Below are 12,689 nucleotides of genomic sequence, written 5' to 3'. Positions count from 1 at the left end.
TGGTAAGAAATTGGTAAGATTGTAACCACAAGTTGATAAACCCACTCGCTCAAACATTGTTACTAAAATAAACCACAAACCCATTAAATTTGACTTAATATTAAATGCTACTTAAAATTAGTTTTTTCTTTTAAGTAAGATAAAAAAATACTTTTAATTATTCAAGGAAAATTTATGGAATTTTATCAAGTCTATGACCCATTAGGCCATATTTGGCTGAGCGCTTTAGTCGCACTTTCGCCTATTGCGCTCTTTTTTATTTCTCTTATTGTCTTTAAACTTAAAGGGTATAGCGCTGGGTTTTTAAGCTTAGTGCTTTCAATCATTATTGCGTTATTTGTGTATAAAATGCCTGCTCAAATGGTGAGCGCGAGTTTTTTCTATGGCTTTCTTTATGGCTTGTGGCCAATCGCTTGGATTGTGATCGCTGCGATTTTTCTTTACAACCTTTCAGTGAAATCCGGGTATTTTGAGATTTTAAAAGAAAGCATTTTAACCCTAACGCCGGATCACCGCATTTTAGTGATTTTGATTGGCTTTTGTTTTGGCTCGTTTTTAGAAGGAGCGATCGGCTTTGGAGGCCCGGTAGCGATCACAGCGGCGATTTTAGTCGGCCTTGGGCTAAACCCCTTATACGCTGCTGGATTGTGCCTGATCGCTAACACCGCTCCTGTAGCTTTTGGCGCGGTGGGTATCCCTATTACGGCAATGGCTAGCGTGGTGGGTATCCCTGAATTAGAGATTTCTCAAATGGTGGGCAGGGTGTTACCCATTTTTTCCATTGGTATTCCTTTTTTCATCGTGTTTTTAATGGATGGTTTTAGAGGGATTAGAGAGACTTTTCCTGCAGTGGCTGTTACCGGGTTTAGTTTCGCTATCGCGCAATTTTTAAGCTCTAATTATCTAGGGCCGCAACTCCCGGATATTATTTCAGCTTTGGTGTCATTGATCGCTACCACTTTGTTTTTAAAATTCTGGCAGCCCAAGCGCATTTTTACCAGCAATGGCAAAGAGCCCGCAATCAGCACAGAAAAACACCATATTTGTAAGGTGATTGTAGCGTGGATGCCTTTTGTATTGCTCACTATTACGATTATCATATGGACGCAACCCTGGTTTAAAGCGCTCTTTAAAGAAGGCGGGGCTTTGGCGTTTTCTAGCTTTGCGTTTGAATTTGATTCTATCAGTCAAAAGGTTTTTAAAACCGTTCCCATTGTTACTGAAGCGACCAATTTTCCTGTCGTGTTCAAATTCCCTTTGATTTTAACGACAGGCACTTCCATTTTTGTAGCCGCTCTTTTAAGCGTGTTTTTGTTGCGCGTGAAAATCAGCGATGCGATAGGGGTGTTTGGGGCCACTTTAAAAGAAATGCGTTTACCGATTTTAACCATTGGCGTGGTTTTAGCGTTTGCGTATGTGGCTAATTATAGTGGCATGAGCGCCACGCTCGCTTTAGCGTTAGCGGATACTGGGCATGTTTTCACTTTCTTTTCGCCTGTTGTAGGCTGGCTTGGGGTGTTTTTAACCGGAAGCGATACGAGTTCTAATCTTTTATTTGGCTCTTTGCAAATGCTCATCGCTACACAGCTTGGCTTGCCTGAAGTGCTTTTCTTAGCGGCAAACACTTCAGGGGGTGTTGTGGGTAAAATGATAAGCCCTCAAAGTATCGCTATCGCTTGCGCAGCGGTGGGGTTAGTGGGGAAAGAGAGCGAATTGTTCAGATTTACGGTAAAATACTCCATCGCTTTAGCGATCATTATGGGGATTGTCTTCACTCTTATTGCTTATGTCTTCCCCTTTATTATTCCAATTACTCCTACTTAATGGAGGGGGTTTAGGGGAGTAAGAGAATATTTTTTAAAGGGATTTTTAGTGTCAGAATTTCATCAAGTTTATGACCCTTTGGGTAATATTTGGTTGAGCGCTCTTGTAGCCTTATTGCCGATTTTGTTATTTTTCTTATCCTTAATGGTTTTTAAACTCAAAGGTTATGCAGCGGCCTTTTTGAGCGTGGCCTTATCAGCCATTATTGCGGTTTTAGTGTATAAAATGTCTGTTAGCATGGTGGGTTCAAGCTTTCTTTATGGCTTCCTCTATGGCTTATGGCCGATCGCTTGGATTATTATTGCGGCGATTTTTTTATACAAACTCAGCGTTAAATCCGGCTATTTTGAAATTTTAAAAGAAAGCGTCCAGTCCATCACTTTAGATCACAGGATTTTAGTGATTTTGATTGGCTTTTGTTTTGGATCGTTTTTAGAAGGAGCGATCGGCTTTGGAGGGCCTATTGCTATAACAGCAGCGATTTTAGTGGGCTTAGGGTTAAGCCCTTTATATTCTGCCGGATTGTGCCTAATCGCTAACACCGCTCCTGTAGCTTTTGGTGCGGTGGGTATCCCTATAAGCGCGATGGCGAGCGCAGTAGGGGTGCCAGCGATTCTAATTTCAGCCATGACGGGTAAAATCCTCTTTTTTGTGAGCTTGTTAGTGCCGTTTTTCATTGTGTTTTTAATGGATGGCTTTAAGGGGATTAAAGAAACTTTTCCGGCCGTTTTTATTGCGGCTTTTTCTTTCGCTGGCGCGCAATTTTTAAGCTCTAATTATTTGGGGCCAGAATTGCCGGGTATTATTTCAGCCCTTGTTTCACTGGTTGCAACGGCGCTCTTTTTGAAATTTTGGCAGCCTAAAGTCATTTTTAGAAGCGACGGCAAAGCGGCTTCATTCACTAAGAGTAACCATCATATCTGTAAGATTTATGTCGCTTGGTCTCCTTTTGTGATTTTGGTTTTAGTGATTGTGCTATGGATACAGCCTTTTTTTAAGGCTTTATTTGAAAAAGACGGCTTGTTAGCTTTTTCTAATTTTTATTTTGAATTCAATAACATCAGTAACCACATCTTTAAAAGCCCGCCTTTTGTAGAAGCCAATCAAAGCGTGAGTTTTCCGGTGGTGTTTAAATTTCTCTTAATCAACACGGTTGGCACTTCCATTTTTTTGGCCGCTCTTGTTAGCATGCTCGTTTTAAGGGTGCGAGTGAGCGATGCAGTGAGCGTTTTTGGCGAGACTTTAAAAGAAATGCGTTACCCCATTCTCACCATTGGTTTAGTCTTAAGCTTTGCCTATGTGTCTAATTACAGCGGGATTTCTTCCACTCTAGCCTTAGCGCTCACCCATACGGGTCTGGCTTTCACCTTTTTCTCGCCCTTGATCGGATGGGTAGGCGTGTTTTTAACCGGAAGCGATACGAGTTCCAATCTTTTATTTGGCTCTTTACAGCAACTCACCGCCCAACGATTGCACCTCCCTGAGGTTTTAACCCTAACGGCTAATACCGTGGGTGGCACTTTGGGCAAAATGATAAGCCCTCAAAGCATCGCTATCGCTTGCGCGGCGGTGGGGTTAGCCGGGAAAGAGAGCGATTTGTTCAAATTCACGGTTAAATACTCCCTTATTTTTGTAGCGATCATGGGAGTCGTGATCAGCACGATTGCGTATTTGATCCCTGAAGTGGTGCCTGCGATAAAGTAGGGCCATTTTAGATTTGGCAGGGTTTAACCCCCAAATAAATTTTTTTGTTTTAAAAAATGCAAGATTTTAAGCGTCATAGAGCTTATGGGTAAGGTTTCTAAGTCTTTAAGGCTATAAAAACGAACAGGGTTTTTTAGATCCTTTATTACAGCTGAATAGAGGTTTAAATTGAGTTTGAATTTGGTGTGGCTGTGTTTGATCGCCCCTAAAAAAGGGAGCTTGTATTCTAAATTTTCTTTGAGACTAGGGAAATGGTGCATCCCAAAATAGAGTTTTTGCTCTATTTTTTCTAAAGCGATTTGGTTATTTTGGATCACAACGCCCAAGTAACGCTCTTCTTGAATGATCTCTTGTTTTTTCTTAAGCGTGTGTTTTTCTGGGTTATTTTTACCTAAACAATAAGGGTTTAAAGGGCAAATCGCGCATTTGGGTTTAGGGGAGCAGATTAAAGCCCCTAGATCAATTAGGGCTTGGTTATGATTAAAGCTTTCATTAAGATTGAGAAAGCCATTCGCTTTAATTTGTAAGTCTTTAGCCGTGATATTAGGATCCAAACCAAAAAGCCTTAAAAGCACTCGTTTAATATTCGCATCCACGCATGCGCTCTTTTCTCTAAAGCCAAAACATAAAATCGCATTAGCCGTGTATGCACCAATCCCAGGGAGTTTCAATAGGCTTTGATAGTCATTGGGTAGCTGTGAGTTATGTTCTTTCACGCAAATTTCAGCGCTTTTTTTTAAATTTTTAGCCCTTGAATAATAGCCAAGCCCTCGCCAGAGCAATAAAACCTCCTCTAATTGAGCGTCCGCTAAGTCTTTTAAAGTGGGGAAAGCTTCTAAAAAGGGAGAATAAAAACGCTCAACCACCGTGTTGATTTGGGTTTGTTGGCTCATCACTTCGCTGATATAGACTTCATAAGGAGCGTTAATGCCCTTTAAATTCCTAAAAGGTAAATCCTTTCGCCCACATTCTTCATACCATTTTAAAAGGGCGTTGTGTAAATTTTCCAGCTACAACCACCTAAAAGCGATGAATTTGACCCAAGGCACACACACGCTTAAAAACACGATCAAATACACTATACCAAAAATAAACCCCCATTTCCAAAAATCCTTGCTTGGAATATACCCGCTCCCGTAATAAATGGTGGATGGGCCTGTGCCATAGGGCGTTAAAATCCCCATAATCCCTAAAGAAAGTATTAAAAACAAGCTCAATTCTTGCAAATTGACCCCTTGAAGGTGCGAACCAATCCCTACAAAAAGCGCGAATAACGCGCTCACATGAGCGGTGATGCTTGCAAAAAAATAATGCGACAGATAAAAGAGGGCTACAATAAACAATACCGCTATTAACGGATCCAAGTGAGCATGCTCTAAAAAATTTTTAGCCGCATTGCCTATAAAATTTAAAAACCCTACATTTTTAAGCCCGCCAGCCATCGTGAGCAGCGATCCAAGTAGTAAAAAAATATTGAACGCGCTCTTGTTTTTAATGATGTCTTCATAGCTTACAATCTTGCAAAAAGCCATTAAAACCATGACAATCAAAGCCGTCGCGCTCGCATGCAAGCCTAAAGGTTTGCCAAAAATCCAACCCAATAAAGCCAATAAAGTGAGGCTGAGCATTAAAATTTCTTTTAAAGAAAACCTCCCCATGCCCTCTAATTCCTTTTTGGCCCACAAACTCACTTCCTTTGAGCCTTTTAAGGTGGGTTTGCAGGTTTTATACGCTAATAAAGGCGCAAGCAAGATCAAAACCACCCCACAGGGCAAGAACGCTAAAAACCACGAAAACCATGAGATTTCATTCACCCCCATTTTGGTAGCGATCTCCATTGCTAGGGGGTTAGGAGCGAGCGCGGTTAAAAACATGGACGAAGTGATGCAAGTTGAAGCCAAAGCGACCCACATCAAATACGCACCGATTTTGTCAGGGTTATTATTGGGAGTAGATCCCATTAAAGGCGGGATAGAAGAAACGATGGGATAGAGTATACCCCCACTTCTAGCGGAATTGCTAGGGATAAAGGGGGCTAGACATAATTCGCTCAAACCAATCGCATAGCCTAAACCTAAAGGGGTTTGCCCTAAAAACCTAATCAATAAAAGAGCGATCCGTTTCCCTAACAAGCTTTTTTCATACCCTAAACCCAAAATAAAAGCGACAAACACAAGCCACACCGTTTTATTCGCATACCCGCTCAAACCCCACGAAATAGCTTTATTAGCGCTCGCTACTTCATCGCTCGCTCCAATTTTTAACGCCACGCACAACACTAACGCGCTCAGCGCTATCAAACCTGATGGCACCGGCTCTAAAACTAGCCCTATAATCATGCCCATGAAAATACAAAAATAAAGCCATGCGTTAGGGCTTAACCCATCCGGTGCGCCTAAAAAATACAATAGCGTTGCGATAAAAAAAGGGGCAAGAATGGTGAGGATTTGTTTAGTCATGTTTAACCTTTAGCCAAAGATAGTAGCAATTTGGCTTAAAAATGCCATTCAAATGGGATTAAGTTATTACAATATTACAGAAAAAGATTAAAAATTAAGCTTTTTGAAAAAGATAAAATTTTATAATTATGTTTATCTTTGTTGAATTTACTACAAATAGGAGTATTGCATGCAAGAAAATGTGCCTTTGAGTTATGATTATTCTATTAGCAAATTGTTTCTTTATGCGATGGTTGGCTTTGGGATAATAGGCATGTTGATAGGGATCGTGTTAGCCTTTGAATTGTCTTTCCCTAACTTGAATTACATCGCAGGGGAGTATGGTATTTTTGGCCGCTTGCGCCCCTTACACACGAATGCGGTGATCTATGGTTTCACTCTTGGGGGGATTTGGGCGAGTTGGTATTATATCGGTCAAAGGGTGCTTAAAATCACTTATTACCAACACCCCTTTTTGAAAATTGTAGGGTTATTGCATTTTTGGCTCTGGATTATTCTTTTAATTCTAGGGGTTATTAGCTTGTTTGCTGGTCTTACTCAATCTAAAGAATACGCTGAATTGATGTGGCCTTTAGATATTATTGTGGTTGTGGCATGGGTGCTATGGGGGGTTAATATGTTTGGGAGCATGAGCGTTAGGAGGGAAAATACCATTTATGTGTCTTTATGGTATTACATCGCTACTTATGTGGGTATAGCGGTGATGTATATCTTCAATAACCTTTCTATCCCCACCTATTTTGTCGCTGATATGGGGAGTGTTTGGCATTCTATTTCTATGTATTCAGGCAGTAATGATGCGCTCATTCAATGGTGGTGGGGGCATAATGCGGTCGCTTTTGTCTTTACGAGTGGGGTGATTGGCACGATTTATTATTTCTTGCCTAAAGAGAGCGGCCAGCCTATTTTTTCTTACAAACTCACTTTGTTTTCTTTTTGGAGCTTGATGTTTGTTTATATTTGGGCGGGCGGACACCACTTGATTTATTCCACCGTGCCTGATTGGGTGCAAACCCTTTCTAGCGTGTTTTCCGTGGTGTTGATCTTGCCTTCGTGGGGGACAGCTATTAACATGCTTTTAACGATGAGGGGCCAATGGCACCAGCTCAAAGAAAGCCCTTTGATTAAATTCTTAGTTTTAGCTTCAACTTTCTACATGCTTTCCACTTTAGAAGGCTCTATTCAAGCCATTAAGAGCGTGAACGCATTAGCACACTTCACCGATTGGATTATAGGGCATGTGCATGACGGCGTGCTTGGTTGGGTAGGCTTCACTTTGATTGCGAGCATGTATCACATGACCCCTAGGCTTTTCAAAAGAGAGATTTATTCAGGCAGGCTTGTGGATTTCCAATTTTGGATCATGACTTTAGGGATTGTGCTTTACTTTTCGTCCATGTGGATTGCAGGGATCACGCAAGGGATGATGTGGAGGGATGTGGATCAGTATGGGAATCTCACTTACCAGTTCATTGACACGGTTAAGGTGCTAATCCCTTATTACAATATTAGAGGCGTTGGGGGTCTTATGTATTTTATTGGATTTATTATTTTTGCTTACAATATTTTTATGACCATCACAGCAGGCAAAAAATTAGAGCGTGAGCCCAATTACGCCACGCCTATGTCTAGATAGGGGAGGTTGGAAATGTTTAGTTTTTTAGAGAAGAATCCGTTCTTTTTCACTCTTGCGTTTATTTTTGTGTTTGCGATCGCAGGCTTGGTGGAGATTTTGCCCAACTTTTTTAAATCCGCTCGCCCGATTGAAGGCTTACGGCCTTATACGGTTTTAGAGACAGCAGGGAGGCAAATTTATATCCAAGAAGGTTGCTATCATTGCCATTCCCAGCTTATTCGCCCTTTCCAAGCTGAGGTGGATCGATATGGCGCGTATAGTTTGAGTGGGGAATACGCGTATGACAGGCCATTTTTATGGGGATCTAAAAGGATTGGTCCTGATTTGCACAGGGTGGGGGATTATCGCACAACCGATTGGCATGAAAAGCACATGTTTGATCCTAAAAGCGTTGTGCCGCACAGCATCATGCCCGCCTATAAGCATTTATTCATAAAAAAGAGCGATTTTGACACCGCTTATGCAGAAGCTTTGACGCAAAAAAAGGTTTTTGGCGTGCCTTATGACACAGAAAACGGCGTGAAATTAGGGAGCGTAGAAGAAGCGAAAAAAGCCTATTTAGAAGAAGCTAAAAAAATCACAGCTGATATGAAAGACAAGAGGGTGCTAGACGCCATTCAAAGAGGTGAAGTGTTAGAAATTGTGGCTTTGATCGCTTATTTGAATAGCTTGGGTAATTCCAGGATCAACGCTAATCAAAACGCTAAATAAGGGGTGAATGATGGATTTAGAAAGTTTGAGAGGTTTTGCGTATGCGTTTTTCACTATTCTTTTTACGCTCTTTTTGTACGCTTATATTTTTAGCATGTATAGAAAGCAAAAAAAGGGTGTCGTGGATTATGAGCGATACGGGTATTTAGCGTTAAATGATGCTTTAGAAGATGAGTTGATTGAACCACGCCATAAAGAAGTTCATGATAAGGGCATAAAGGAAAATTGAAATGGATTTTTTAAACGACCATATAAATGTTTTTGGCTTGATTGCAGCGCTTGTGATTTTAGTTTTAACCATCTATGAATCCAGTTCGCTCATTAAAGAAATGCGCGACAGCAAATCTCAAGGTGAGCTTGTAGAAAATGGGCATTTGATTGATGGGATAGGGGAGTTTGCCAATAATGTGCCAGTAGGCTGGATCGCAAGCTTTATGTGCACGATTGTGTGGGCTTTTTGGTATTTTTTCTTTGGGTATCCGCTGAATAGCTTTTCTCAAATCGGGCAATACAACGAAGAGGTTAAAGCGCACAACCAAAAATTTGAAGCCAAATGGAAGCATTTGGGTCAAAAGGAATTGGTGGATATGGGTCAAGGCATCTTTTTAGTCCATTGTTCGCAATGCCATGGCATCACCGCTGAGGGCTTGCATGGGAGCGCTCAAAATCTGGTGCGTTGGGGTAAAGAAGAGGGCATTATGGACACCATTAAGCATGGCTCTAAAGGCATGGATTATCTCGCTGGGGAAATGCCCGCTATGGAATTGGACGAAAAAGACGCTAAAGCGATTGCGAGCTATGTGATGGCAGAAATTTCTAGCGTTAAAAAAACGAAAAACCCTCAACTCATTGATAAGGGCAAGGAGCTGTTTGAAAGCATGGGCTGCACAGGCTGTCATGGCAATGATGGTAAGGGCTTGCAAGAAAATCAAGTGTTTGCGGCCGATTTGACCGCTTACGGCACAGAGAATTTTTTGAGAAATATCTTAACGCATGGCAAAAAGGGCAATATAGGGCATATGCCATCATTCAAGTATAAAAACTTTAGCGATTTGCAAGTTAAAGCGTTAGCCGAATTTATCCAATCGCTAAAACCCTTAGAAGATTAAAGGAAAAGAGATGAAATTTTTAAACGGATTAGCAGGGAATTTACTGATTGTGGTTATTTTATTGTGTGTGGCCGTTTTTTTTACGCTCAAAGCGATCCATATCCAAAAAGAGCAAGCCACCAATTATTACCGCTATAAGGATATTAACGCTTTAGAGACAAAAAACACCCAAAACCGGGCTAACTATGAATTAGTCAATCAAGGGAGTAAAAAATGAAATTCACGACTTTAGAAAAAATCTTAGCCTTAATGGTAGTAGCGACCATTTTAATGACGATTGTTATTTCTTTTGTGCCTAACTTGTTTTTGTTTAGCACATGAGGATCTTATGGCTTGTAATAGTCTTTGTTTGTTGTTTGGGGGCTGATGATTATGTTTTTAATAATTCTAAAGGGCGTTTGGTAGAAAAAAGCGTTGCGTTTGTAGAGGGCGTTTCTAAAGAGCTTTATCTTAAAACAGGCGTGCGTTTTGCGATTGATATGACGGATTTTGAAAAAAATCCTATCGCTTTGGCACTCAAAAAGGAACGCCAAAAGTATCAAGAGGGCTTTTTAAAACAGCTCAAACCCCCTTTTGTGGTATTCTTTTTTTACCATGACGCTCAAAAAATAGAATTAGTGGCTAACCCTAAAGATTTGTTAGACACTGATAAAATCTTTTTTGAAAAAATCGCTCCCTTACTCCCTACAAACCCTAAAGAATACACGCCCCAAAGGATTTCAGCCATGCTCATTAATGGCTATTCGGTCGCAGTAGATGCTTTAGCGGAAAAATATCATGTGAATATCACGCAAAATTTTAACGCTCCTAAGGGGGTAACTTTTGTAAAGGTGGTCATTTATATTTTGTTATTGACGCTTTTGGGCGCGTTTTTGGGGCTTTATTTTTTTAAAAAATCTTAAGAGAGAAAATCAATGAAAGAAAAAAATTTTTGGCCTTTAGGGATCATGAGCGTACTCATTCTTGGGCTTGGGATCGTGGTGTTTTTGGTGGTGTTTGCCCTAAAAAATTCGCCTAAAAACGATTTAGTGTATTTTAAGGGTCATAACGAAGTGGATTTAAACTTTAACGCTATGTTTAAAACTTATGAAAACTTTAAATCCAATTATCGTTTTTTAGTGGGTTTAAAACCCCTTACTAAAAGCCCTAAAACCCCCATTTTGCCCTATTTTTCTAAAGGCACGCATGGGGATAAAAAACTCCAAGAAAATCTTTTAAACAACGCTTTGATTTTAGAAAAATCCAACACGCTTTATGTGCAATTGCAACCGCTCAAACCCGCTTTAGATTTGCCAAATATTCAAGTGTATTTAGCGTTTTATCCCAGCAAATCACAGCCCAGATGGCTAGGAACGCTTGATTGTAGAAACGCATGCGAACCTTTAAAATTTGATTTGTCAGAGAGCGACAAAATAGGGCGTTATAAGATCCTTTTTAAATTTGTTTTTAAAAATCAAGAAGAATTGATTTTAGAGCAACTGGCTTTTTTCAAGTAGCGCGTTTAAAAAATGCCTTTAGCGTTTTTTATTGACACTCAATCATTAAAAAGCCTGAATTTTCTATCCAAACGGGTATAATAAGGCTATGGGTTTTTTAAAAGTTTTTAAGCATGATGCCTTGGGGCAATTAGGGAATGTTGTTGTGGGGAATTTTTTAATCACGCTCACTGTTTTAGCGGTTTGTTTTTCCTCTCAAAGCGCTGAAGAAACGACCATGCTCACCCTAAGCTACACGCTCTTTTTTGTCTTGGGGGCGTTTTTACTGATTGCAATCAGTGTGGGAGCGATCAAAAATCTCAACGCGCTTTTTTCTAAAAGGGGGGTTTTAAGCTTTTCTTTACCCGTTAGTTTAGAGTCTTTATTGCTCCCTAAAATCTTGCTCCCCATGGTGTTTTTTATTTTCAGTTTGTTCTGGTTTGTGGCGAGCGTGCGTTTGGGCTATTCTCTTTTTAACGCGCAATCCAGCGTGCTGTTTATCTTGCACACCGCTTTAAAAACCTTTGTGTTAAAACCCACTAAAACCCTAGGTATCGCACTGTTTTTAGGGCTTGTTTTAATGAAATTTTTATTTGTTTTGAGCGTTTTAAACGCTGCTAGGATCAAAAAGGCGCGTTTTTTACTAGGGGGGCTGTTATTCATTTTGGTGGGGGTTGTTTTGGAATTAGCGTTTAATTCGCTACTACCCTTAATGAGCTCTAGTTTAAGCATCAATGAGGGGTTTTATTATTTCTTGCAACAACAAGAATTACAAGAAAATAAATACTATCTTTTATGGGGAGTGGATTTTTTAAAAATCCTTTTATTGTATGGGGTGATCCGTTACTTGCTGATGCATAAACTAGAATTGGATTAAGAAAAGCGGTATTTTAAATATGCATCAGTGAGCAAGCAATCTTTAGTCTTTAACAAGTTAGCGTAAAACCCATGCTGATAGCCCAATTCAAAAAGCTTGTCTATGGCGAGAATTTGAATCTCACTTAAGCGCGTTGAAGTTTCGTTCGCATACAAGCTTAAATAAGTTCGTAAGCGCTCTTTATTGACACGAATGAGCGAGCGTTCTAACAGCATGTCAGAGAGCAAATTTTGGTGTTTTAAAGCGGCTTCAACCGCTTTAATCAAAGCCTTTTTAATCAAAATCGCGCGATACAAAGGGATGGATCGCCTAATCGCCATGCCCCCTAAAGGCAGGGGTAAATCCATTTCAATGAGTTCTTTCCAAACATCCCACAATTCTTTTTCCACTTCTAATTCATTATGAAAATCCAAGATATTTTCATGGATGAGCACGCCCGCATGCACTTTTTCTTCCAAAACCGCTTTTTCAATGTCTAAAAAATTCATGTAAGCGATGCGCGCATGTTTGTAATAGATCTTAAACAAGAGGGCGTTGGTGGTGTGCTCCCCACTTAATGCGACTCTAAAATCTTTTTTCAATTTCACGCCCTTTTTTTTCACTAATTTAGGCCCATAGCCATTCCCAAAGCTTGTCGCTGTGGGGAGCAAAGCGTAATCGTTCGCAATTTTAGGGTATAGCCCAAAGCTGATTGCGCTCACATCATAAGTGTTTTTTAGGGCTTCTTGGTTTAGGGTTTCAATATCAAGGGCAATGTTGTGGAACGTTTTGTTTTTAATGGGGCAATCTATCCAACCAAACTTAATCGCATAATACATGAAAATATCATCAGCATCAGGGCTATGAGCGACACTAATCAAAGTAAAATCCTTTTGTGATAAGGTAAGTCCTTTT

The 12,689-nt window shown here is 40.2% G+C and carries 13 protein-coding genes; 10 read left to right on the top strand and 3 right to left on the bottom strand.

Features of this window, described 5'->3' with window-relative positions:
* Positions 1 to 174: 174 nt before the first annotated feature.
* Entirely contained in the window at positions 175 to 1,824 is a 1,650-nt protein-coding gene (locus QU01_RS04790; RefSeq protein ID WP_033762589.1) for an L-lactate permease, read from the top strand.
* Between the two features lie 48 nt (positions 1,825 to 1,872).
* The gene (locus QU01_RS04785; protein ID WP_033762586.1) at positions 1,873 to 3,528 is read left to right on the top strand and encodes an L-lactate permease; all 1,656 of its coding nucleotides are present in this window, start codon (positions 1,873 to 1,875) and stop codon (positions 3,526 to 3,528) included.
* Positions 3,529 to 3,551: 23 nt separating this feature from the next.
* Here the strand turns inward: QU01_RS04785 and QU01_RS04780 are convergent, their stop codons facing one another.
* Positions 3,552 to 4,538, bottom strand: coding sequence for an adenine-specific DNA glycosylase (locus QU01_RS04780; RefSeq protein ID WP_080248367.1), 987 nt, complete (start codon positions 4,536 to 4,538; stop codon positions 3,552 to 3,554).
* Positions 4,539 to 5,987 carry a DASS family sodium-coupled anion symporter gene (locus tag QU01_RS04775; protein ID WP_033762584.1) on the bottom strand — a complete coding sequence of 483 codons (1,449 nt, stop codon included), beginning with the start codon at positions 5,985 to 5,987 and terminating at the stop codon, positions 4,539 to 4,541.
* A gap of 169 nt (positions 5,988 to 6,156) precedes the next feature.
* On the opposite strand from QU01_RS04775, the gene ccoN reads away from it, so the two are divergent.
* The 8 genes from ccoN (at position 6,157) to QU01_RS04735 (ending at position 11,795) form a co-directional block, all read left to right on the top strand.
* Positions 6,157 to 7,623, top strand: a complete 1,467-nt coding sequence (gene ccoN, locus QU01_RS04770; protein ID WP_033762582.1) for a cytochrome-c oxidase, cbb3-type subunit I — start codon at positions 6,157 to 6,159, stop codon at positions 7,621 to 7,623.
* A 12-nt stretch (positions 7,624 to 7,635) separates the two neighbouring features.
* Positions 7,636 to 8,334 carry a cytochrome-c oxidase, cbb3-type subunit II gene (gene ccoO, locus QU01_RS04765; protein WP_000490777.1) on the top strand — a complete coding sequence of 233 codons (699 nt, stop codon included), beginning with the start codon at positions 7,636 to 7,638 and terminating at the stop codon, positions 8,332 to 8,334.
* A gap of 10 nt (positions 8,335 to 8,344) precedes the next feature.
* A complete protein-coding gene (locus QU01_RS04760) occupies positions 8,345 to 8,563 on the top strand; it encodes a cytochrome c oxidase, cbb3-type, CcoQ subunit (RefSeq protein WP_033762580.1) in 219 nt (72 codons plus the stop codon).
* 1 nt (position 8,564) lies between these two features.
* A complete protein-coding gene (gene ccoP, locus QU01_RS04755; RefSeq protein WP_000346887.1) occupies positions 8,565 to 9,443 on the top strand; it encodes a cytochrome-c oxidase, cbb3-type subunit III in 879 nt (292 codons plus the stop codon).
* Between the two features lie 10 nt (positions 9,444 to 9,453).
* A complete protein-coding gene (locus QU01_RS04750; protein WP_000670506.1) occupies positions 9,454 to 9,660 on the top strand; it encodes a DUF4006 family protein in 207 nt (68 codons plus the stop codon).
* 100 nt (positions 9,661 to 9,760) lie between these two features.
* Positions 9,761 to 10,345, top strand: a complete 585-nt coding sequence (locus QU01_RS04745; protein WP_033762577.1) for a hypothetical protein — start codon at positions 9,761 to 9,763, stop codon at positions 10,343 to 10,345.
* A gap of 12 nt (positions 10,346 to 10,357) precedes the next feature.
* Positions 10,358 to 10,939: a hypothetical protein gene (locus tag QU01_RS04740; RefSeq protein ID WP_033762574.1), complete on the top strand. Its 582-nt coding sequence runs from the start codon at positions 10,358 to 10,360 to the stop codon at positions 10,937 to 10,939.
* A gap of 88 nt (positions 10,940 to 11,027) precedes the next feature.
* Positions 11,028 to 11,795 (top strand): hypothetical protein, encoded by a 768-nt coding sequence (locus tag QU01_RS04735; RefSeq protein ID WP_033762572.1) that lies wholly within the window; start codon positions 11,028 to 11,030, stop codon positions 11,793 to 11,795.
* On the opposite strand, the gene QU01_RS04730 is transcribed toward QU01_RS04735, so the two are convergent.
* Positions 11,792 to 12,655 (bottom strand): menaquinone biosynthesis family protein, encoded by an 864-nt coding sequence (locus tag QU01_RS04730; RefSeq protein ID WP_033762570.1) that lies wholly within the window; start codon positions 12,653 to 12,655, stop codon positions 11,792 to 11,794. The genes QU01_RS04735 and QU01_RS04730 overlap by 4 nt on opposite strands.
* Positions 12,656 to 12,689 lie beyond the last annotated feature (34 nt).

This window comes from Helicobacter pylori SA221C, from assembly GCF_000476855.1.
Classification (GTDB): Bacteria; Campylobacterota; Campylobacteria; order Campylobacterales; family Helicobacteraceae; genus Helicobacter; species Helicobacter pylori_DK.
The sequence above is the reverse complement of the archived record's forward strand: the minus strand, read 5'-3'. Positions and strand labels throughout refer to the sequence as shown.

Excerpts from the sequence above, each read along its gene's own strand:
- ccoP (WP_000346887.1), top strand. The coding sequence starts at position 8,565 with ATGGATTTTTTAAACGACCATATAAATGTTTTTGGCTTGATTGCAGCG.
- QU01_RS04740 (WP_033762574.1), top strand. The coding sequence starts at position 10,358 with ATGAAAGAAAAAAATTTTTGGCCTTTAGGGATCATGAGCGTACTCATT.
- QU01_RS04760 (WP_033762580.1), top strand. The coding sequence starts at position 8,345 with ATGGATTTAGAAAGTTTGAGAGGTTTTGCGTATGCGTTTTTCACTATT.
- QU01_RS04750 (WP_000670506.1), top strand. The coding sequence starts at position 9,454 with ATGAAATTTTTAAACGGATTAGCAGGGAATTTACTGATTGTGGTTATT.
- ccoN (WP_033762582.1), top strand. The coding sequence starts at position 6,157 with ATGCAAGAAAATGTGCCTTTGAGTTATGATTATTCTATTAGCAAATTG.
- ccoO (WP_000490777.1), top strand. The coding sequence starts at position 7,636 with ATGTTTAGTTTTTTAGAGAAGAATCCGTTCTTTTTCACTCTTGCGTTT.
- QU01_RS04745 (WP_033762577.1), top strand. The coding sequence starts at position 9,761 with ATGAGGATCTTATGGCTTGTAATAGTCTTTGTTTGTTGTTTGGGGGCT.
- QU01_RS04790 (WP_033762589.1), top strand. The coding sequence starts at position 175 with ATGGAATTTTATCAAGTCTATGACCCATTAGGCCATATTTGGCTGAGC.
- QU01_RS04735 (WP_033762572.1), top strand. The coding sequence starts at position 11,028 with ATGGGTTTTTTAAAAGTTTTTAAGCATGATGCCTTGGGGCAATTAGGG.
- QU01_RS04775 (WP_033762584.1), bottom strand. The coding sequence starts at position 5,987 with ATGACTAAACAAATCCTCACCATTCTTGCCCCTTTTTTTATCGCAACG.